Annotated in this window: 23 protein-coding genes; 14 read left to right on the top strand and 9 right to left on the bottom strand. The window is 31.8% G+C overall.

What is annotated here, in order from left to right:
- Window positions 1-44: 44 nt before the first annotated feature.
- Window positions 45-287 carry a hypothetical protein gene (locus tag IDG66_RS01705; protein ID WP_001789136.1) on the top strand — a complete coding sequence of 81 codons (243 nt, stop codon included), beginning with the start codon at window positions 45-47 and terminating at the stop codon, window positions 285-287.
- A 16-nt stretch (window positions 288-303) separates the two neighbouring features.
- Here the strand turns inward: IDG66_RS01705 and IDG66_RS01700 are convergent, their stop codons facing one another.
- The gene (locus IDG66_RS01700) at window positions 304-1,113 is read right to left on the bottom strand and encodes a CHAP domain-containing protein (protein ID WP_000717388.1); all 810 of its coding nucleotides are present in this window, start codon (window positions 1,111-1,113) and stop codon (window positions 304-306) included.
- A 609-nt stretch (window positions 1,114-1,722) separates the two neighbouring features.
- Between IDG66_RS01700 and IDG66_RS01695 the strand changes: the two genes are divergently transcribed.
- The 4 genes from IDG66_RS01695 (at window position 1,723) to sarR (ending at window position 5,613) form a co-directional block, all read left to right on the top strand.
- Window positions 1,723-3,678, top strand: coding sequence for a helix-turn-helix domain-containing protein (locus tag IDG66_RS01695; protein ID WP_000131845.1), 1,956 nt, complete (start codon window positions 1,723-1,725; stop codon window positions 3,676-3,678).
- Window positions 3,679-3,704: 26 nt separating this feature from the next.
- Window positions 3,705-4,448: a SarA family transcriptional regulator gene (locus IDG66_RS01690; RefSeq protein ID WP_000032852.1), complete on the top strand. Its 744-nt coding sequence runs from the start codon at window positions 3,705-3,707 to the stop codon at window positions 4,446-4,448.
- A gap of 63 nt (window positions 4,449-4,511) precedes the next feature.
- The gene (locus IDG66_RS01685) at window positions 4,512-4,838 is read left to right on the top strand and encodes a PH domain-containing protein (RefSeq protein WP_000599584.1); all 327 of its coding nucleotides are present in this window, start codon (window positions 4,512-4,514) and stop codon (window positions 4,836-4,838) included.
- Window positions 4,839-5,265: 427 nt separating this feature from the next.
- Window positions 5,266-5,613, top strand: coding sequence for an HTH-type transcriptional regulator SarR (gene sarR / locus IDG66_RS01680; protein WP_000036076.1), 348 nt, complete (start codon window positions 5,266-5,268; stop codon window positions 5,611-5,613).
- Window positions 5,614-5,801: 188 nt separating this feature from the next.
- Here sarR and IDG66_RS01675 read toward each other — a convergent pair whose 3' ends face one another.
- Genes IDG66_RS01675 through IDG66_RS01645 form a run of 7 tightly spaced genes read right to left on the bottom strand, consistent with a single transcriptional unit; the run spans window position 5,802 to window position 10,850 of the window.
- Window positions 5,802-6,638, bottom strand: coding sequence for an urease accessory protein UreD (locus tag IDG66_RS01675; protein WP_000344351.1), 837 nt, complete (start codon window positions 6,636-6,638; stop codon window positions 5,802-5,804).
- A complete protein-coding gene (gene ureG, locus IDG66_RS01670; protein WP_000002969.1) occupies window positions 6,638-7,252 on the bottom strand; it encodes an urease accessory protein UreG in 615 nt (204 codons plus the stop codon). Before ureG ends, IDG66_RS01675 begins: the two co-directional genes overlap by 1 nt.
- Window positions 7,253-7,264: 12 nt before the next feature.
- On the bottom strand, window positions 7,265-7,954 hold the full coding sequence (locus IDG66_RS01665; protein WP_000565255.1) for an urease accessory protein UreF: 690 nt from the start codon (window positions 7,952-7,954) through the stop codon (window positions 7,265-7,267).
- Window positions 7,947-8,399: an urease accessory protein UreE gene (gene ureE, locus IDG66_RS01660; RefSeq protein ID WP_000634589.1), complete on the bottom strand. Its 453-nt coding sequence runs from the start codon at window positions 8,397-8,399 to the stop codon at window positions 7,947-7,949. The genes IDG66_RS01665 and ureE overlap by 8 nt, the downstream gene beginning before the upstream one ends.
- 12 nt (window positions 8,400-8,411) lie before the next feature.
- On the bottom strand, window positions 8,412-10,127 hold the full coding sequence (gene ureC, locus IDG66_RS01655; protein ID WP_000008673.1) for an urease subunit alpha: 1,716 nt from the start codon (window positions 10,125-10,127) through the stop codon (window positions 8,412-8,414).
- Window positions 10,124-10,534 (bottom strand): urease subunit beta, encoded by a 411-nt coding sequence (locus IDG66_RS01650; protein ID WP_000612128.1) that lies wholly within the window; start codon window positions 10,532-10,534, stop codon window positions 10,124-10,126. Before IDG66_RS01650 ends, ureC begins: the two co-directional genes overlap by 4 nt.
- Before the next feature lie 13 nt (window positions 10,535-10,547).
- Window positions 10,548-10,850 carry an urease subunit gamma gene (locus tag IDG66_RS01645; RefSeq protein WP_000545928.1) on the bottom strand — a complete coding sequence of 101 codons (303 nt, stop codon included), beginning with the start codon at window positions 10,848-10,850 and terminating at the stop codon, window positions 10,548-10,550.
- A gap of 259 nt (window positions 10,851-11,109) precedes the next feature.
- Between IDG66_RS01645 and yut the strand changes: the two genes are divergently transcribed.
- The 6 genes from yut (at window position 11,110) to IDG66_RS01615 (ending at window position 17,369) form a co-directional block, all read left to right on the top strand.
- Complete coding sequence (yut, locus tag IDG66_RS01640; RefSeq protein ID WP_000691093.1) at window positions 11,110-12,015, top strand: urea transporter; 906 nt, start codon at window positions 11,110-11,112, stop codon at window positions 12,013-12,015.
- A 216-nt stretch (window positions 12,016-12,231) separates the two neighbouring features.
- A complete protein-coding gene (locus tag IDG66_RS01635; RefSeq protein WP_000999200.1) occupies window positions 12,232-13,386 on the top strand; it encodes an acyl-CoA dehydrogenase family protein in 1,155 nt (384 codons plus the stop codon).
- A gap of 213 nt (window positions 13,387-13,599) precedes the next feature.
- Window positions 13,600-14,508: an ABC transporter substrate-binding protein gene (locus IDG66_RS01630; protein WP_000735038.1), complete on the top strand. Its 909-nt coding sequence runs from the start codon at window positions 13,600-13,602 to the stop codon at window positions 14,506-14,508.
- Between the two features lie 397 nt (window positions 14,509-14,905).
- The gene (locus IDG66_RS01625) at window positions 14,906-15,847 is read left to right on the top strand and encodes a nucleoside hydrolase (RefSeq protein WP_000163416.1); all 942 of its coding nucleotides are present in this window, start codon (window positions 14,906-14,908) and stop codon (window positions 15,845-15,847) included.
- A 120-nt stretch (window positions 15,848-15,967) separates the two neighbouring features.
- A complete protein-coding gene (locus IDG66_RS01620) occupies window positions 15,968-16,522 on the top strand; it encodes a biotin transporter BioY (protein ID WP_000208737.1) in 555 nt (184 codons plus the stop codon).
- Window positions 16,523-16,598: 76 nt separating this feature from the next.
- Entirely contained in the window at window positions 16,599-17,369 is a 771-nt protein-coding gene (locus IDG66_RS01615) for a GNAT family N-acetyltransferase (RefSeq protein WP_000146744.1), read from the top strand.
- Between the two features lie 171 nt (window positions 17,370-17,540).
- On the opposite strand, the gene fdhD is transcribed toward IDG66_RS01615, so the two are convergent.
- Entirely contained in the window at window positions 17,541-18,338 is a 798-nt protein-coding gene (gene fdhD, locus IDG66_RS01610) for a formate dehydrogenase accessory sulfurtransferase FdhD (protein WP_001030825.1), read from the bottom strand.
- A gap of 289 nt (window positions 18,339-18,627) precedes the next feature.
- Between fdhD and modA the strand changes: the two genes are divergently transcribed.
- The 3 genes from modA to IDG66_RS01595 are packed head-to-tail and all read left to right on the top strand — an operon-like array spanning window position 18,628 to window position 20,701.
- Window positions 18,628-19,410, top strand: coding sequence for a molybdate ABC transporter substrate-binding protein (gene modA / locus IDG66_RS01605; protein ID WP_000782736.1), 783 nt, complete (start codon window positions 18,628-18,630; stop codon window positions 19,408-19,410).
- Window positions 19,411-19,423: 13 nt separating this feature from the next.
- Complete coding sequence (gene modB / locus IDG66_RS01600) at window positions 19,424-20,095, top strand: molybdate ABC transporter permease subunit (protein ID WP_001113089.1); 672 nt, start codon at window positions 19,424-19,426, stop codon at window positions 20,093-20,095.
- Window positions 20,096-20,701, top strand: a complete 606-nt coding sequence (locus IDG66_RS01595) for an ATP-binding cassette domain-containing protein (protein WP_000913019.1) — start codon at window positions 20,096-20,098, stop codon at window positions 20,699-20,701.
- Window positions 20,702-20,829: the final 128 nt, after the last annotated feature.

The following is a 20,829-nucleotide window of genomic DNA, read 5'->3' as shown; positions in this document are numbered from 1 at the left end:
AACATGTTGATATATGTAATGTAAGTTTTATGTCATGATTTGTAATGACTAAATTAATTGAGAATTTGAAGGCAAGTATATTTGTAAGTACTTTAACTAAAAATTTATCAATGTATAGCCGATTTGACATGCCTAAATTTGGGTGTGTCAATGGCTGTATGTTGTTTATTCTTTATTACAGAGTGAATCGGATTGGTGAAAATCGAAATTTTGAGATTTTTACCAATTCGATTTTTTTCATAGAAATTAAAAAAGCCAACAAGGCTCTTGAAACCTTGTTGGCGTAAACATAGCCATCACTAATTAGTGAATGAAGTTATAACCAGCAGCTTGGCTAGCTGAGATTGTACGTGAAGTTACAACACCTGGGCCATAACCATAGTTCATTTCTGAAACTCTTACTGAACCATTGCTGTTAACACTTTCAACGTATGCAACGTGACCGTATGCACCTTGAGTTGTTTGCATAATTGCACCAGCTTTTGGTGTATTGTTCACTGTGTAACCAGCTCTTGCAGCTGCGTTAGCCCAGTTACTTGCATTGCCCCAAGTTGAACCGATTTTACCACCTACACGATCAAATACGTAGTATGTACATTGACCAGAAGTGTATAAGTTACGTCCTGAAGTATAACCACTTGAGATTGAACGGCCATTTGATGATGGAGCCATAGTTGTAGTTACTTGAACATTGTTGCTTGAAGTGCTGTAGCTTGCACCTAAACCACCAGTACGGTAGCTGTTTGTGTTGTAACTATTATAGTTATTGTAGTTATATGATTGATTATTATTTGAGTAGTTGTTGTAACGGCTGTAATTATTGTAGCTATAACCATTGTTGTAATTGTTGTAGTTATAGTTATTGTAGCCATTGTAGTAGTAATAGCTGTAGTAGCCATTATCTTGGTTTAATTGACTTGGATGCCAGTTACCTTTCCATGTGTAATGGTAGTTACCTTGTGCATCAATAGTGTAAGTATAGCTATATGATGTTGGGTCGTTTGGATTATAACCGTAGTTATCTTGCTCAGAAGCATGAGCTTGATTTCCTGATGCAATTGCGATTGTAGCGAATCCTGCAGTTGCGATAGTAGCTGTAGCGATTTTCTTCATTTTAAAAATATCCTCCTAAAAATTTTAAATCTAAAATATTTTCGTAATGTCCGTGTGACAAAATTAATGTTATAAGTTATCTCTCGTAATTAAACGACAAGAAAGACTATAACAGAAATTAGCGTCCTTGTGTGCTTTGTTAACGTTTTGTAATTTTTTGCTAATATCTTGACACAATAGAATTTTAAAAGTATAGAAATTTGCATTTTGCAAAACTTATAACTACGGCATTCTTTGTGAAAACTGAATGTTTCGAAAATAAGTCTGTTACAAATTTGTAATATTACTGAAAATTCTAAATGTATATTTTGTGCATAATATAGGACTTTTAATCAGAAAATGCATAAAAATTCGACACGAACGATCAAGTTTCTATGATTATGAAAGCTTTGGTATTTGGATGAAAATGTATATTTAATGGATAAAATATCCTAATTTAGCATAAAAAAATGTTTTAATAAAAGTATTATTTGATATAATCGATTTATGTTTTGTTACTGCTAAAAAACATGTGGCGATATAATTGGTAGTGAATATTAGATGTTGACAATTGATTTGAGAAAGACAAACAGGAGTAAATCAATATATTTGTATATGTGAGGATGTAAGATGACAGATAATTATTCACTACATATTTATAAAAGTATGAAAATGAGTAGTGTGAAGGAAGCGAACTTAAAAATTATATATTGGCTACAAGGTACAGGTGTAGTTTCAATCAATCTACAACAATATGATGTAAAAAGAAATGATGTCACCGTTATTATGTTGAATGATTTGTATCAAATTGATGGTCATGATGATAGTGTATGTTGTGTTGTTGAAGTAAGTGCAAAGACATTTTTGAAGTTTATGAATGCAAACTATATGATGCGTGGCAAGATATTAACAAATGAGGTTGCTAGCACTTTTAGAATCTTGATTAAGTATTTAATCTACAGCAAAATTAAACAACAGTCTTATAATGCTAATGATAAGATTATTAATTACATGTGTGTTGAATTAATGTCATTAAATACATACGATGGTAGTCGTCATTTAGTAGCCGAAGAAGTGCACGATTATTTAACAAACAACCACCATAAAAAGATAAATAGGAAAGATGTCATTAATCAAGTTAGTATTACAAACAAAGCTTTAAGTGACATGGTTAAAGCGACACCTTATAGTAATTTTATTCAATATTTAAATCATATTAGACTGGAGCATTGCTTAATTGATATTTTAACTTCTAAGAAGCCTATTGAAGAAATCGCAAGTAGTCATGGTTTTAATCATTATTCTCGTTTTATACACCTCTTTAAAGAAACGTATGGTAACACTCCTAAATTAATTAGAAAAAGATATAGTCCAACATCTCATTCAATTAACCATTCCCAATTAGTTGAAATTGATAAAAATATAATTGAATTATTTGATGATACTAATCAAAGTTCTTCAAGTATGCGCGAGATTGATATACCTTTTGAGCCTACAAAAAGGAGTCAAATGTATCAACCTAAAAACATTTATATTAAAGGAAGTAATTTTTATTGGATGGATTATTATACTATTAAACAAATCATTCAAAGATTAGGTGTTAATCCTGAAAACTTGCATATAATTGTTACAATCGACACAAGCAATGAGCTATCGATTGAACAAATCACTTTATTACTTCAAAAGATAGTGAATTACAATGTAAATGTAGTATTTCGTATTAAACATGAATATAAGGAATTGTTAACGAGTACTGAAAGAGGCAAGATAGAAAAGCTAGTAGCTACAATTTTTAATATGACTTTTGAGAGTAATAGATGTAAGATTGCATTTTTAATTAACGACTTAAATACTACTGCAATTCAAAAACTGAAACGTTTAATAGATAATTATATAGGAGTATTTGAATTAATATATCATCTGGAACCAAAAGAGTTGAATACGCGCTATGATAAAGAAATTGATCATCTAATAGACTATTTTATCTTACCGCTAAGACAAATAGAACAGGTGTCTATTGCATGTTCTAAAATTATATGTGATGTAGATTTGATTAATGAGAATAATGACTTAAAAGAAAAAATCACAATGTCTGATTTTAATAAGGTTACTGAACTTTTGACAAATTATACAAAATTTCGAGGACTTATTATGCACATGTCAATTATAAGTGAAGCGAGCAAAGAAATAAATTTAACTAGATTATCAATATTCATTTTTATCATAAATATACTTAATCAATTACGAGGGATTGTTATTTATCAAAATGACACGATGATTGTAACGAAGTTCAAACATGAAGTACAATGTGTCATTTGTTTGCCAGCCGCATTGTTAAATGAGAATTCAGACGCTATACGTTTATCGTGTAAGGGTCTTCAACAATTTAGCCATGCTAAAACTAAACAAATTGTTTTAAGTATAGATAAAGATAATCATACTTCCGAAAATGGTGTACTTGTGAATGATATTATGCAACAACACAGTTATTGGAAAGCTAATTTTATAGAAAGAAATATTTATGATCATTCATTAATGGTCTCAAGCAATAGTATTGTTCATTTGAAATATCATCTTGAGATATAGGCATGGTTTAAGAGAGGTTTTTAAAGATGTCTAAATTTAAAGTTAAGCGTTTAACTGCACACATACTAATGTTGAAAGTCATTAATGATATGTTGAAATATTCATTTCATCTCACTTTGACTCAAGTGAAACTATTAAATCTATTAGTTAAATATGATAATTCTGATTCCAATAGCGCTTCAATAGATAGTTTATTAAAAATGAAAGAAATCCAATCTAAGATGGCCCTTCTTCAAATGTTAAGTTATTTAAACAATCATCAATGGCTATTGAAAGGAAGAGATCAAAGGGATCAACGTAAATTGACTATTTCGATTAATAAAATGCATATAGATAAAATAGAATATATGAATAATGAGCTTAGTGACTATATTGAACGTTATTTTGGTCAATATACATTTGATTTTAGTTGTGACTATGTATCGTATTTATTGTCGTCACAAGAATTATTTCGAAATCTAAAGTGTTATTTAAATATGTGTCAATTAACATTAGAAGAGTTATACGTTTTAGGAATATTAAATCTGCATAAAGGTCAATTGACGGTTAAAGAATTACAGGGTGAATTCCATCACCCGATATTTGCGGTTAGCCCGATTTTAAAGTGTTTAATTTTGAAGGGATTAGTTAAAAAAGAGAGATGTGAATTAGATGAAAGGCGTGTTATTGTAACAATCAAGCGAGAAAAGTTTTCTAAAGTCACTATGCTTATTCAAGCATGTTATAATTATCTTGAAAAGGGAATACAAGTTAAGCTTAATAATAAATAGTTAATCACTTGTATTTCACATACCTATGAAGAATAGTTTATAGTTTTAAGTGGGAGGGATATTATGATTTTAGATAATGTGAATCCAAATGATTTATTTCCAACTGAAAAAAAGGGTCCGTCAGTGCTAGGAATAATTGAGTATAAAGTTCAAGGTGAGAATGAATTTGAAGGGGCATTTATAGCAACAAATGAAAGATTAATTATGAATGTAGATATGAATGGCCAATTTTATTATAGAAGTATTAGTTATAATGAAATAGAGAAGATAGATTATGATGGTCAAACTATAATGTTCAAATTTAATATTGGTAATGTCCCAATGCATGATATTAAAAGTGATAACGTTGAAATGTTTGTTGAATATGTAAAACAACATATGATAGTATAATGTCAATGTATGTAGGTTGATAAGAAGAGTTTGAATGATAACTCATTGCATTTAAAGATAAATGGCATGCGTTATGATTTAAAGCTCTTCTTTTTTTATATTTTATAAATTTTGTGAGCAAGCCATCCAATTAATATAAAAAATATCAAATCAAACACGTTGATATAGATTAAAATTTTAAAAGTTTACATATCAGTTAAGATACAAAATATTCAGACTAATAATTTTCAATTTGGCAAAATATCTTAAACATCAAATTATTATAAGAAATAAATGTATTTAACCATATTCTAGTAATAAAAATATTGAATTTTTATACTTATTTGTTTAGAATGAACTTTATAACATAGTTGGATAGAGTTTCGATTTAATAAATTACATGTGAACCTTGCTACAACAAGATGTGCATCAGAGGAGTGGTTTAATAATGAGTAAAATTAATGACATTAATGATTTAGTCAACGCAACATTTCAAGTTAAGAAGTTTTTCAGAGATACAAAAAAGAAGTTCAATTTGAACTATGAAGAAATTTATATTTTAAATCATATTTTAAGAAGTGAGTCTAACGAAATCTCATCTAAAGAGATTGCTAAGTGCTCAGAGTTCAAACCTTACTATTTAACTAAAGCTTTACAAAAGCTAAAAGATTTAAAATTGTTATCAAAGAAAAGAAGTTTACAAGACGAAAGAACAGTTATTGTTTATGTTACAGATACACAAAAAGCAAATATTCAAAAACTGATTTCAGAATTAGAAGAATACATTAAAAATTAAATCAAGGTTAATTGCGTTTAATAACATTGAACGATAACAATTTATTAAAACGAAGTTATTTATTCAGCATTGGGACATAAAATTAACTTAAAATTTAAATATTGAAGATGCTTTAATTAAAGTTAAAGACTAGCCATACCTTATTTCAGCTTATTAAGCTTGAAACAAGGTACACTAGTCTTTTTATTTTAATATTTTCTTAGAAAATCAAGTTTACGATCATAAATATTTTCTGCGATATAGCTTTGGATGATTCCAAGTATTTTCTCTATAATTTGTGTGCGATAAGCAAAAATTCTAACTGCAAAACCATGTGTAGGCAATTGAGAAATAGCAACACGACAATCGAATGTATTGCTATAAGAACTAATGGTTTCATAAACTGAATCGATTAGTTTTTGGTTAACATCTTCATGTATGAAGTAAGCAGAGCCGTAATGAGAGTAATGTTCCATATAACCTATTTCATTGATCGATTGTTTATTAGGATTCAATAATAAATTATCATATGTGACTAACTCATCTTCAATATAAATTTCATTTATTAAATGCATATATTGATACTTGAAGGCTTCGCCAGTTTTTGAATAACCAGGAGTTAAAATATCAGTATAAAATAATGAACTAGAATTATTGAGATTGAACGTATTGTGTTGATAAAATTTAGCATTTTCATATGCGATGATTGGATCAGCGACATATTCTAAATATGCGTTATCTTTCAAATTAAAAGTTTGATACTGCTCAACATGATTGGAAGGTGTCTTGTATATTTTTGTTGCACCTTGAGATGTCAATGTCACTTTAGCGTTATCTTCGACATTCACATTCATACGGTAACGATCTCCATCTAAATAACCACCACCTACATTTACTATATAAAATGTAGGAATGGTAGATTGATTTAGATAAACTGGACGTATCACTTTAAGTGCTTTTTCAAAGAAAATATCTCTTGATACTGATCGGTTGCCATCAAAAAACACTGTTAAATCAAGTTGCCCAGTCCATTGTTGTTCATCCATTATGATAATCCTTTGAGTAAAGTGTCGCGTTCAATCCAATCGATAACTTCATCCAAACCTTCGTCAGTTTTTAAGTTAGTAAAAGTAAATGGACGTTTACCACGAAATACTTTAGTATCTTCAGCCATTTGTTCTAATGATGCACCTACATAGGGAGCTAAATCAGTTTTGTTAATTATAAAGAAATCTGACTTAATCATACCTTGACCACCTTTACGTGGAATCTTTTCACCTTGAGCAACATCGATAATATATATTGAAAAGTCAACAAGTTCTGGGCTAAATGTTGCTGCTAAGTTATCGCCACCAGATTCTATGAAAATTAGTTCTATATCGTCATGACGTTCTAATAATTCGTCTATTGCTGCAAAGTTCATAGATGCATCTTCACGAATCGCAGTATGAGGACATCCACCAGTTTCAACACCAATGATACGACTTTCAGGTAGAACTCCTGAATTTACTAATATCTTTTCGTCTTCTTTTGTATATATATCATTTGTAATAACGCCGATACTCATTTCTTTTGAAAGACGTTTTACAACTTTTTCAATTAATTGTGTTTTACCTGCACCTACAGGACCACCAATACCAATTTTAATCGGATTTGCCACAATTATAACCTCCTATGATATGAAAATTCTAACATTGACGTTCTCATGCGCCATTTGATTTAGTTCTAAACCAGGCGCTGTCATGCCAAAATCTGCTTCTTTTAATTCGAAAATCTGCTTTCTTGTTCCTTCTATATAAGGAATCATGTGAGTAACTATCTTTTGACCAGCAGTTTGTCCAAGTGGAATAGCACGAACAGCATTTTGAGTTAAACTTGAAACATTTTGATATAAATAGTAATCAATAATCGTTTCAATATCTACACCTAAATGATGGCCTAGCATAGTAAAACAAATAGCTGGATTTAACTTTGCTTTCTTATCTTGCATTTGTTGATGATACCAAGCAATCCATGGGCTATTATAAAGTTCTAAAGCCAATTTAACCATGCGAGTCCCCATTTGTTTTGCACCAACACGTGTTTCTTTAGGTAAGTTTTGAACAAACATCAGTTTATCTATGTGTAATACTTTTTGTGTATCATCATTTTCCAATGCATCATAAACTAAACGCATGGCTAAACCATCAGAATAGGTAAGTTGCTCTTGTAAAAACATTTTTAACCAAGCAATAAAAGTATGATCGTCATGAATTATATTTCGTTGAATATATGTTTCAAGACCAAATGAATGACTGAAAGCACCTGTTGGAAACTGTGAATCACAGAACTGAAATAATCTTAAGTGTGTATGATCAATCATGAGAATGCCCTATATGTCTGAAAGCCTTATTAACTTTACGGTCTTCTCGAACATATGGGATGCCTAAACTTTTTAATAAATCTTCAACTAAATAATCATATTGTACTAGCATTTCAGTCTCTGTAAATTGTGCTGGCAAATGACGATTTCCTAATTGATGGGCTATATCTCCCATTTCTTGCAATGTTCTTGGTTGAATCACTAAAAGATCTTCTGAATTAACATCCACAATAATCATATTATGGTCATCTGCGTATAAAATATCTCCATATTGTAAGTCAATAGGTTGTTTTAAACGAATGCCTATTTCAGTGCCATGGTCTGTAACGACTCTTTGAATACGTTTAACAAGATCTGAATTTTCAAGGTATACTTTTTCGACGTGCTTTTGTTTTTCTGAATTTGACAAATTGGCAATATTGCCTTGGATTTCTTCAACAATCATTCTATGTTCCTCCTAGAATAAGAAGTATCTTTGAGTTAATGGTAACTCAGTTGCTGCATTACTTGTAATTTTTTCTCCATCTACATATACTTCATATGTTTGTGGATCAACGTCTAATTTAGGTGTTGCGCTGTTATTTTTCATATCTGCTTTAGATAATTGTCTAATATTTTTAACTGGACGCACCATGCGTTTTAAATTTAATGCACGATTGATACCATTTTCATAAGCAGTTTTAGACACGAATGTCATTGACGTACTTGTAAGGTTTCCGCCGTATTGACCATACATTTTACGGTACTTCATCGGTTCAGATGTAGGTATAGAACCATTTGCATCGCCATTTACGGCAGAGTTAATTAATCCGCCCTTTACAACTAATTCAGGTTTAACCCCAAAGAAAATTGGGTCCCATAAGACAATGTCAGCTAGTTTGCCCGGCTCGATAGATCCTACATATTCAGAAATACCATGTGTAATTGCTGGGTTAATTGTATATTTAGCGATATAACGTTTGATGCGATTATTATCATTATGTTCAAAATCACCATCTAAAGGACCACGTTGTTCTTTCATGCGATGTGCTACTTGCCATGTTCGTGTAATTACTTCACCTACACGGCCCATTGCTTGTGAATCGGAACTAATCATACTGAATACACCCATATCTTGCAGAACATCTTCTGCTGCAATCGTTTCTTTACGAATACGTGAATCTGCGAATGCGATATCTTCAGGAATAGCCGCATTTAAATGGTGAGTAATCATTACCATATCTAAATGTTCATCTACAGTATTATGTGTATAAGGCAAAGTTGGATTTGTAGATGAAGGTAAAATATTTGAAAATGCAGCTGATTTAATTAAATCAGGCGCATGACCGCCACCAGCACCTTCAGTATGGTACATATGAAGTACACGGTCTTTAACAGCAGCCATTGTGTCTTCCATAAATCCTGCTTCATTTAAAGTATCTGCATGTAATGCAATTTGAACATCAAATTCATCAGCAACATCTAATGCATGACTCAAAGCAGATGGTGTTGCACCCCAGTCTTCATGTACTTTTAATCCAATTGCTCCGGCATTGATTTGTTCAATGAGTGCAGTTGGATTTGTTGCTTGTCCTTTACCTGTAAAACCGACATTAATCGGTAAACCTTCGGCAGCTTCTAACATTCTATGAATATGCCATGGACCTGGAGTTACAGTTGTTGCTTTAGAACCTTCTGAAGCACCAGTACCACCACCAATATGAGTCGTAATGCCACTTTCTAATGCGACCTCTGCTTGTTCAGGATTAATAAAATGAACATGAGTATCAATACCACCAGCAGTGACGATTTTACCTTCAGCGGCAATGATATCTGTTGTTGAACCTATAATAATGTCGACATTATCCATTATATCTGGGTTGCCGGCATTACCTATGGCGAAAATATAACCATTTTTAATGCCTATATCAGCTTTAACCACTTTATCGTAATCGATAATAACGGCATTAGAAATGACAAGGTCTGCAACGTTCACGTCATCACGTGTTACACGAGGATTTTGCGCCATACCGTCTCTAATAGATTTACCACCACCAAAAGTAGCTTCTTCACCATAAACCGCATAGTCTTTTTCTATTTGAGCAAATAGATTCGTATCACCTAAACGAATGGAATCTCCAACAGTTGGACCGTATAAGCTCGTATATTGATTTTGCGTCATTTTAAAGCTCATGATCTTTTTCCTCCTTTTTTATTCACGTTTTCAGCACCGTTATCTCCGAATACACCTGCATATTCATCATTTTCATCAGTTGGGCGATAGACACGTGACTCATCGATAGGACCATTGACCATACCACGAAAACCAAAAATTTTACGTTTGCCAGCATATTCAACTAATTGAACTTCTTTTTTATCCCCAGGTTCAAATCGGACAGCTGCTCCAGCTGGGATATCTAAATGTTTTCCATATGCCATTTCACGTTCGAAATCTAATGCTGCATTTGCTTCATAAAAATGAAAATGTGAGCCCACTTGAATTGGTCGATCTCCTGTATTTTCAACTTCGATAACTGTTTCAGGATGATGGTTATTAATTTCAACCTCTGTACTTTTTGTAATAATTTCTCCAGGTATCATTTGACTGCCTCCTTTAAACAATAGGGTGATGTACTGTGATTAACTTAGTACCATCGGGGAACGTAGCCTCGATTTCGATATCTGTAATCATGTGTTCGACACCATCCATGACATCTTCTTTGTTTAGAATTTGTCTACCATAACTCATTAACTCTGCAACGGTCTTACCATCGCGTGCACCTTCTAATAATTCATCGCTGATTAAAGCTAATGCCTCAGGATGATTTAGTTTCAAACCACGTGCTTTACGACGACGTGCAACTTCCGCCGCCACTACAATCATTAATTTGTCTTGCTCTCGTTGTGTAAAATGCAAATTAAAACCCCCAATTTCATATTAGATACAATTTACAAAATTTATATTAATCCTAATTGTTGTGATAAACAAGTAATATACAAAGTTCAATGTGTAATTAGAAAATTATATTTTTAGCATATCCGAAATTGAAGCAAACAATCTAATCGAAAACAAATAGTGGAATATATTTATGTAAAAACCAAAATAGTTTTTAATATAACTTTTCATAGAATAGTAGTATATTAATGAGTAATGATTCAAAGGAAAGGTGAAAGATTTGAAGATAATAGATGTACTTTTGAAAAATATTTCTCAGGTTGTGTTAATTAGTAATAAATGGACAGGATTATTTATCTTAATAGGATTATTTGTAGCCGATTGGACAATTGGATTAGCGGCTATTGTAGGTAGTATCATAGCTTATGCATTTGCACGTTACATTAATTATAGTGAAGCAGAGATTAATGATGGGTTAGCCGGATTTAATCCAGTGTTAACTGCCATTGCGTTAACAATCTTTTTAGATAAGTCAGGATTAGATATTGTTATAACAATGATAGCAACTTTATTAACGTTACCAGTTGCTGCTGCAGTGAGAGAAGTTTTAAGACCATATAAAGTTCCGATGCTGACGATGCCTTTTGTCATTGTGACTTGGTTTACAATTTTACTTTCAGGACAGGTTAAATTTGTAGATACATCGTTAAAGTTAATGCCTCAAAACATTGAAACGGTTAATTTTAGCAACAATGATAGAATACATTTCATTCAGTCATTATTTGAAGGATTCAGTCAAGTATTTATCGAAGCGAGTGTAATTGGTGGCGTATGTATTTTAATCGGCATATTGATAGCATCAAGAAAAGCAGCACTCTTAGCTGTTATAGCTAGTTTGTTAAGCTTTATCATTGTAGCTCTATTAGGTGGTAATTATGATGATATTAATCAGGGATTATTCGGTTATAACTTTGTATTAATGGCAATCGCACTAGGATATACATTTAAAACAGCGATTAACCCTTATATTTCGACTTTTTTAGGTGTGTTATTAACAGTAGTGGTGCAACTAGGTACAACAACATTGCTTGAACCGTTTGGCTTACCTGCATTAACATTGCCATTTATTATTGTGACATGGATTTTATTATTTGCTGGTATTAAACATGACAAAGTAGATGCTTGATAGTTAAATCAAACCTAATATTGTTTGAATATCACCTTAAACTATACAGCGAATTGTATAGTTTAAGGTGTATTTTTATGGATAAAATTAAGTGCATACTTAATCGAATTATCAGTTTTCTTTTAATTGTTCACAGCACGTTCCTTTTTATTTTTAAAGTCGAGTGTTAAACTAGGAATAAATAATTTATATTGTGTGTTGTGTGGGGTGACTAATATGAATGATATGGATAATTCCTTTTTAATAACAACGGAAATTCAAAGAAAATGGATTGAAAAATTCAAAGTAATTAGAGATACATTTAAGGCTAAAGCTGAATATAATGATCAACATAGCCAATTTCCATATAAAAATATTGAATGGTTAATTAAAGAAGGTTATGGAAAATTAACGTTACCAAAAGCATATGGTGGTGAAGGTGCGACCATAGAAGACATGGTTATTTTGCAATCATTTTTAGGCGAACTTGATGGTGCCACAGCATTATCTATTGGTTGGCATGTGAGTGTCGTAGGACAAATTTATGAACAGAAATTATGGTCTCAAGATATGTTGGAGCAATTTGCTGTTGAAATTAATAATGGTGCATTAGTTAATAGAGCAGTTAGTGAAGCTGAAATGGGTAGTCCAACAAGAGGGGGAAGACCAAGTACACATGCTGTTAAAGCTGATGATGGGTATATTTTAAATGGTGTGAAGACATATACATCAATGAGTAAAGCACTAACACATATTATTGTTGCTGCTTATATAGAAGAATTAGAAGGTGTTGGTTTTTTCTTAGTGGACAGGAATTTGCCTGGTGTTGAAATTGCCGATAATTGGGACGTATTAGGTATGCGAGCGACAGAAAGTCATGATTTAATATTAAATGATGTAAAAGTACCATTAAAACATTTAGTGGAAACAGAGAAAAGTAAAGCGCCAAATGGTTGGATATTGCATATACCAAGCTGTTATTTAGGTATAGCACAAGCTGCTAGAAATTATGCTGTAGACTTTGCAATCCAACATAGCCCTAATAGTATTGAAGGAACGATTGCAACATTGCCAACTGTGCAACAAAATTTAGGGAAAATGGAAACGCTATTGTTATGTGCGAGACAATTTTTATGGAGTACAGCAAAAGGCTATCAACAATATAAAGATGACAGTCAGATAAGAAATTCAACAAGTGCGAGTAAAGTGATGGTAATGAATCAAGGGCTTGAAGTGATTGATTTAGCGATGAGAATAGTTGGTGCTAAAAGCTTAGAAATGAATCGACCATTACAACGTTACTATCGTGACATGCGTGCAGGATTACACAATCCACCTATGGAAGATGCAGCATATACAAATATTGCTAAGAGTATTACAGATACATTTTAAATTTAAAAAGGTAAATCGATCGTTGATTGGCATAAAGAGATGAAATTTGACGTTCGGATTTACCCTTTTTTGTGGGGATTTATAGGGATGTTAAGATATTTTGTTAAATTTTTTGCGAAAATAAAAAAATAAATAGCACTAGCTATTGTAAATGTATATGCAATCTTGTATAATTTTGGAATAATTGATAATCATTTTCAATAGGAGGAAATTATGAAAAAACTATTATTACCATTAATAATTATGTTATTAGTGTTAGCTGCGTGTGGGAACCAAGGTGAAAAAAATAACAAAGCTGAAACTAAATCTTATAAAATGGACGATGGCAAAACGGTAGATATTCCGAAAGACCCTAAACGCATTGCAGTAGTTGCGCCAACATATGCTGGTGGACTTAAAAAATTAGGTGCAAACATTGTAGCTGTAAATCAACAAGTCGATCAAAGCAAAGTATTAAAAGATAAATTTAAAGGTGTTACAAAAATTGGTGATGGCGATGTAGAAAAAGTTGCTAAAGAAAAGCCAGATTTAATTATTGTATACTCTACTGACAAAGATATTAAAAAATATCAAAAAGTAGCACCAACAGTAGTTGTTGACTATAATAAGCATAAATATTTAGAACAACAAGAAATGTTAGGGAAAATTGTTGGTAAAGAAGATAAAGTAAAAGCTTGGAAGAAAGATTGGGAAGAAACAACTGCTAAAGACGGTAAAGAAATTAAAAAAGCAATTGGACAAGATGCAACAGTGTCATTGTTTGATGAATTTGATAAAAAATTATACACTTACGGCGATAACTGGGGTCGTGGTGGAGAAGTATTATATCAAGCATTTGGTTTAAAAATGCAACCAGAACAACAAAAGTTAACTGCAAAAGCAGGTTGGGCTGAAGTGAAACAAGAAGAAATTGAAAAATATGCTGGTGATTACATTGTGAGTACAAGTGAAGGTAAACCTACACCAGGATATGAATCAACAAACATGTGGAAGAATTTGAAAGCTACTAAAGAAGGACATATTGTTAAAGTTGATGCTGGTACATACTGGTACAACGATCCTTATACATTAGATTTCATGCGTAAAGATTTAAAAGAAAAATTAATTAAAGCTGCAAAATAATTCAGCTATATAAGTTAGTGAAATGAGAGTCTGAAACATATCAATCTTTTGATATTGTATTAGGCTCTTATTTTTATAGCTAGAAAGTTAGATATTTGTATTTTTTTTAATAATAAGTGCCGTTGTTATCGTTCAATTTAATTAATGATAGATTAGTATTATTATAGCTAAAGTAGTATACCTGAGAAAATAGCTCAATGTATCTCTTTATTAATAAGTTATATCATAATTATATTAGTTCATACTTTATGGAAGGGATATCAGGGAATGGCTATCAATAAAAGAAGAGGTTTAAAAGGATTACAACAGAATGTTATGATTTTGTAGAAAGATATATAACAACGTTTTATAAAACATAATATTGTTAATGGAAAATGAAATGTAAGGGGGATTTCGAGTGACTAAGAAAGTTTATTTTAACCATGATGGTGGTGTAGATGATTTAGTGTCTCTATTTTTATTATTACAAATGGAAAACGTTCAATTGATAGGGGTCAGTACAATTGGTGCTGATTGTTATTTAGAGCCATCTTTGAGCGCATCAGTAAAAATTATTAATCGTTTTTCAAATGAAGATATTCAAGTTGCGCCATCATATGAACGAGGAAAAAATCCATTTCCTAAAGAATGGCGTATGCATGCCTTTTTTATGGACGCATTGCCAATTTTAAATGAGCCAGTCAAACATGTTGCTTCAAATGTGAGCGACAAAGAAGCCTTTGAAGACATTATTCAAACTTTAAAGAGACAATCAGAAAAAGTAACATTATTATTTACAGGCCCGCTTACAGATTTAGCAAAAGCACTACAAAAAGATTCATCTATCGTTCAGTATATAGAAAAATTAGTTTGGATGGGTGGTACCTTTTTACCAAAAGGAAATGTTGAAGAACCTGAGCATGATGGTTCTGCAGAATGGAATGCATATTGGGATCCAGAAGCGGTTAAAATTGTTTTTGATAGCGATATAGAGATTGATATGGTTGCTTTAGAAAGTACGAATCAAGTACCGCTAACGTTAGATGTTAGACAAAGATGGGCGAATGAACGCCAATATACGGGCATTGATTTTTTAGGAGTAAGTTATGCAGCGGTACCACCATTAACACACTTTATAACAAATTCTACTTACTTTTTATGGGATGTTTTAACGACTGCTTATATTGGTAACAAGGACTTGGTTCATTCAATTGAGAAAAAAGTCGATGTAATAAGTTATGGACCAAGTCAAGGTAAGACATTTGAGTGTAAAGATGGGCGCAAAATTAATGTCATAAATCATGTAGATAACAACGCATTTTTTGATTATATAACTGCACTTGCTAAAAAAGTAAATTAACAGCTGTGTAGAATAATTAAGGTTTTAATTTATATAGAACAACTTATTGTAAACTTTTCGTTTCTTAAAGTTTACAATGGTGCTATAATAATGGTCATGAAATACGAAAGGAAGTAAAAAATGACAACAAAACAGTTAGTATATACAGCTTTAATGACAGCGATTATCGCTATTTTAGGATTGGTACCGGTAATTCCACTACCATTTTCTTCAGTACCAATTGTACTTCAAAACATTGGTATTTTCTTAGCAGGTGTGATTTTAGGACGTAAATATGGCACATTAAGTGTTATCGTCTTTTTATTATTAGTAGTTGCTGGCTTGCCACTGTTATCAGGCGGTCGCGGTGGCATTGGTGTATTCGCAGGTCCTTCAGCAGGGTTTTTACTATTATATCCAGTTGTAGCATTCATGATTGGTGCGATTCGTGATAGATTCATCAATGAAATTAATTTCTGGATTTTATTCGTTGGTATTTTAGTTTTTGGTGTTATAGCATTAGATGTTATTGGTACATTGATTATGGGCATGATTATTAACATACCATTTACGAAAGCTATTTCAATTTCATTAGCTTATTTGCCTGGTGATATATTAAAAGCAATTGTAGCAAGTTTGATTGGTACAGCTTTACTTAATCACTCGCAGTTTCGTCAAATTATGGGATTAAAATAATCATATTTAAGTTAAGATAATAAAGTAATTGAATAAGTTGCTTTGAAATTTATAAAAGTGAAAGGAGTAGGTGTCAATGGCTAGTATAAGTATGTCAGATATATATTGTAACGGCACTATATTTGAAAATGACGACGAGCAGTTAATTTATTTAACGCCTTCTTTTCCACAACGATACACAAGCAACACATGGATATATAAAAAGACGCCTACCCAAGAGCGATGGCTGAAAGACTTAGAACGTCAACATCAATTACATACAAATCAAGGTTCAAATCATTATGCGTTTAGTTTCCCGGAAAATGAACAACTTGATAATCATTGGATGGCTATGTTTAAAGATATGAATTTTGAACTAGGTATTATGGAATTGTATGCCATAGAAAGTGATGCGCTTGCCAATTTGCCGCGTAACTCTGACGTTGAAATTGCCATCGTTGACGAGTCGCATATAGATGCCTATTTAAAAGTTGCATATCAGTTTAGTTTGCCATTTGGAAAAGACTATGCAGATGCACATGAAGAAATGGTAAGGGAACATTATCAAAAAGATGTGATTAAACGCTTAGTAGCTTATTTAAATAATGAACCTATTGGCGTTGTAGATGTCATTGAAAGTGAAAATTACATTGAATTAGATGGATTTGGTGTATTAGAACAATTTCGGCACCAAGGAATTGGATCTACAATTCAATCGTTGATAGCTGAATACGCCATATCAAAAAATCACAAACCAATCATATTAGTTGCAGATGGTGAAGATACAGCAAAAGATATGTATGCAAAGCAAGGTTATGTTTACCAATCATTTTGTTATCAAATATTAAAAGAAGATATTGGAAATTAACGATTGATGATAGGTTTGTATTAGAATAAAAAAGCAGTAAGCTGGTTTCGAGTAGAAATCAACTTACTGCTTTTTAAATTGTTTTGAGCTACTTATACTTATAAAAATAGTGCTTTTATATTGTTGATTCATGTAGAATATCGTTCATTATGACACACTATAATGAATATGTTATTGTTCAGAGTCGATGATACGTTCTGGATGACTATATATATTAAAGCCACCATTTCGAATAAATCCTACTGCCGTAATATTTAGGTCATTAGCTAAGGTTACAGCAAGCGTTGTCGGAGCTGATTTAGATAAAATGACGCCAACACCAATTTTTGCGGCTTTAATTAAAATTTCTGATGAAATACGTCCACTAAAAATTAATACTTTATCTCGGACAGTAATATGTCGCTGAATACAAAATCCATATAATTTATCTAGAGCGTTATGTCTACCAATGTCTTGTCGATGTACAAAAAATGTCAAACCATCGCTTATAGCAGCATTATGTAAGCCACCTGTTTCTTGGTAAATATGACTTGCACTTTGTAATCGAGTCATCATGTTAATAATTTGCATTGGAGTTAAAGTGATTTTAGACATAGATGTTTTAGCGATAGCAGCATCATTTTGAAAATAAAACTCACGACTCTTTCCACAACAAGATGCAATCATTCGTTTTGTGGAATATTGAAAGCGATCGCCTAAATCTTTATTAAGTTCAACATGGGCAAAACCTTTACTATCATCAATCAGCACAGATTTTAATTCATCTCGCTTTAAAATGGCACCTTCCGAAGCCAGAAATCCAATGACTAACTCCTCAAGGTTTGTTGGACTGCATATAACAGTCGCAAATTCTTCACCATTCACCATAATTGTAAGTGGAAATTCTGTCACATATTGATCTGTTGTATTGAATAATTTTCCATCTTCATATCTAACAATTGGTTGACCTAAAGATACATCTTTGTTCATTATCTAACCCCTTTAATTAGCTTAAACTTTATTTTAAAGCAATTTGCTTAAAATTTTAACATATTTGCTTAAGTTTGAAATTTGATTTATAAAAAATAATAGCGAGCAATCTGTTTGATTTAAATTGAATTCGAGAGTATACATACTAGGGGATCAATTAATAAATATCAATCTTATGCAAATTTGACAATTGTTTGAATCAATATATAAACAGGCAACGGTTCTTTTCAAATATAATAGTAAGTGTATAATGAAAATGTAAATATTATTAAAAAAGGGGGTTCACTCAATGAAAATGAAACGTTTTATAGCTATTGTAATGGCATTATTTTTAGTATTAGCTGGTTGCTCTAATTCTAACGATAATAATGAAAGTAAAAAAGATGACGCAGACAATGGTAAGAAACAAGAGATTCAAGTTGCAGCGGCAGCAAGTTTAACAGATGTAACCAAGAAATTAGCTTCAGAATTTAAAAAAGAGCATAAAAATGCTGATATTAAATTTAACTATGGTGGATCAGGGGCATTAAGAAAACAAATTGAATCAGGCGCACCTGTTGACGTATTTATGTCTGCAAATACTAAAGATGTAGATGCATTAAAAGACAAGAATAAAGCGCATGATACATATAAATATGCGAAAAATAGTCTAGTATTAATTGGTGATAAAGATTCAAATTACACTTCAGTAAAAGACTTAAAAGACAATGATAAATTAGCATTAGGTGAAGTGAAAACTGTACCAGCAGGAAAATATGCGAAACAGTATTTAGATAACAATAACTTATTTAAAGAAGTCGAAAGTAAAATCGTTTATGCTAAAGATGTAAAACAAGTATTAAATTATGTTGAAAAGGGTAATGCGAAACAAGGTTTTGTGTATAAAACTGACTTATATAAACAAAACAAAAAAATTGATACTGTAAAAGTAATTAAAGAAGTAGAACTTAAGAAACCAATCACATACGAAGCTGGTGCTACATCAGATAGTAAATTAGCAAAAGAGTGGATGGAATTCTTAAAATCAGATAAAGCTAAAGAAATATTAAAAGAATACCACTTTGCAGCATAAGGAGTTGTAATCCATGCCTGACTTAACACCTTTTTGGATATCAATACGAGTTGCTGTAATCAGTACGATTATTGTAACGGTTTTAGGTATTTTTATATCTAAATGGTTGTATCATCGTAAGGGTTCGTGGGTTAAAGTATTGGAAAGTTTATTGATATTACCTATTGTTTTGCCGCCAACGGTATTAGGTTTTATTCTATTAATCATCTTCTCGCCAAGAGGACCAATCGGTCAATTCTTTGCGAATGTACTACATTTACCTGTAGTGTTCACTTTGACAGGTGCTGTGATAGCATCTGTCATTGTTAGTTTTCCACTAATGTATCAACATACTGTGCAAGGCTTCAGAGGTATAGACACGAAAATGATTAATACAGCTAGAACGATGGGAGCAAGTGAAACGAAAATTTTCCTCAAATTAATTTTACCATTAGCTAAACGCTCTATTTTAGCAGGTATAATGATGAGTTTTGCTCGTGCATTAGGTGAGTTTGGTGCTACATTAATGGTTGCAGGATATATTCCAAATAAAACGAATACACTACCTTTAGAAATATACTTCTTAGTGGAACAAGGTAGAGAAAATGAAGCGTGGTTATGGGTATTAGTGCTAGTCGCATTCTCTATTGTGGTTATATCTACAATTAATTTATTGAATAAAGATAAATATAAGGAGGTCGACTAGATGCTTAAAATCAATGTGAAATATCAATTAAAGAACACTTTAATTCGCATCAATATAGATGATACTGAACCAAAAATTTATGCAGTTCGTGGTCCATCTGGCATTGGTAAAACTACTGTTTTAAATATGATTGCCGGATTACGTAAAGCAGATGAAGCTATTATCGAAGTGAATGGGCAATTACTTACTGATACGGCAAAAAACGTGAATGTTAAAATTCAACAACGACGTATTGGATATCTGTTTCAAGACTACCAATTGTTTCCTAATATGACGGTCTATAAAAATATTACTTTTATGGCTGAACCATCTGAACACATCGATCAATTAATTCAAACTTTAAACATTGATCATTTGATGAAACAATATCCTATGACATTGTCAGGTGGAGAGGCACAACGTGTAGCACTTGCACGTGCACTTAGCACGAAACCAGATTTAATTTTATTAGATGAACCTTTTTCTAGTTTGGATGATACTACAAAAGATGAGAGTATTACATTAGTTAAACGTATTTTCAACGAATGGCAAATACCAATCATATTTGTGACACATTCAAACTATGAAGCAGAACAAATGGCTCATGAAATTATTACAATTGGGTAATCATTTATTTGCCATTAAAGAGTTTAGAACGTATTTAAAATTGTAGAAGTGAATGCTTCTATCAGCATTTTAATGATGTTTTAAACTCTTTTTTAGGGGCAGTTTTTTTGAGAGACATTGACGCGCGT

Origin of the sequence: Staphylococcus sp. EG-SA-18 (assembly GCF_017151825.1) — a bacterium.
GTDB classification, from domain to species: Bacteria; Bacillota; Bacilli; order Staphylococcales; family Staphylococcaceae; genus Staphylococcus; species Staphylococcus aureus.
Note: the sequence above shows the minus strand (reverse complement) of the source record. Positions and strands in the feature narration are given on the sequence as shown.

What these genes read in the sequence shown, in the direction of transcription:
- IDG66_RS01650 (WP_000612128.1), bottom strand. Translation starts at nt 10,534, where the DNA reads ATGATACCTGGAGAAATTATTACAAAAAGTACAGAGGTTGAAATTAAT.
- fdhD (WP_001030825.1), bottom strand. Translation starts at nt 18,338, where the DNA reads ATGAACAAAGATGTATCTTTAGGTCAACCAATTGTTAGATATGAAGAT.
- modB (WP_001113089.1), top strand. Translation starts at nt 19,424, where the DNA reads ATGCCTGACTTAACACCTTTTTGGATATCAATACGAGTTGCTGTAATC.
- IDG66_RS01615 (WP_000146744.1), top strand. Translation starts at nt 16,599, where the DNA reads ATGGCTAGTATAAGTATGTCAGATATATATTGTAACGGCACTATATTT.
- IDG66_RS01705 (WP_001789136.1), top strand. Translation starts at nt 45, where the DNA reads ATGACTAAATTAATTGAGAATTTGAAGGCAAGTATATTTGTAAGTACT.
- ureC (WP_000008673.1), bottom strand. Translation starts at nt 10,127, where the DNA reads ATGAGCTTTAAAATGACGCAAAATCAATATACGAGCTTATACGGTCCA.
- ureE (WP_000634589.1), bottom strand. Translation starts at nt 8,399, where the DNA reads ATGATTGTTGAAGAAATCCAAGGCAATATTGCCAATTTGTCAAATTCA.
- IDG66_RS01665 (WP_000565255.1), bottom strand. Translation starts at nt 7,954, where the DNA reads ATGATTGATCATACACACTTAAGATTATTTCAGTTCTGTGATTCACAG.
- IDG66_RS01675 (WP_000344351.1), bottom strand. Translation starts at nt 6,638, where the DNA reads ATGGATGAACAACAATGGACTGGGCAACTTGATTTAACAGTGTTTTTT.
- IDG66_RS01620 (WP_000208737.1), top strand. Translation starts at nt 15,968, where the DNA reads ATGACAACAAAACAGTTAGTATATACAGCTTTAATGACAGCGATTATC.
- IDG66_RS01695 (WP_000131845.1), top strand. Translation starts at nt 1,723, where the DNA reads ATGACAGATAATTATTCACTACATATTTATAAAAGTATGAAAATGAGT.
- IDG66_RS01595 (WP_000913019.1), top strand. Translation starts at nt 20,096, where the DNA reads ATGCTTAAAATCAATGTGAAATATCAATTAAAGAACACTTTAATTCGC.
- IDG66_RS01685 (WP_000599584.1), top strand. Translation starts at nt 4,512, where the DNA reads ATGATTTTAGATAATGTGAATCCAAATGATTTATTTCCAACTGAAAAA.
- IDG66_RS01635 (WP_000999200.1), top strand. Translation starts at nt 12,232, where the DNA reads ATGAATGATATGGATAATTCCTTTTTAATAACAACGGAAATTCAAAGA.
- IDG66_RS01700 (WP_000717388.1), bottom strand. Translation starts at nt 1,113, where the DNA reads ATGAAGAAAATCGCTACAGCTACTATCGCAACTGCAGGATTCGCTACA.
- IDG66_RS01690 (WP_000032852.1), top strand. Translation starts at nt 3,705, where the DNA reads ATGTCTAAATTTAAAGTTAAGCGTTTAACTGCACACATACTAATGTTG.
- modA (WP_000782736.1), top strand. Translation starts at nt 18,628, where the DNA reads ATGAAAATGAAACGTTTTATAGCTATTGTAATGGCATTATTTTTAGTA.
- sarR (WP_000036076.1), top strand. Translation starts at nt 5,266, where the DNA reads ATGAGTAAAATTAATGACATTAATGATTTAGTCAACGCAACATTTCAA.
- IDG66_RS01630 (WP_000735038.1), top strand. Translation starts at nt 13,600, where the DNA reads ATGAAAAAACTATTATTACCATTAATAATTATGTTATTAGTGTTAGCT.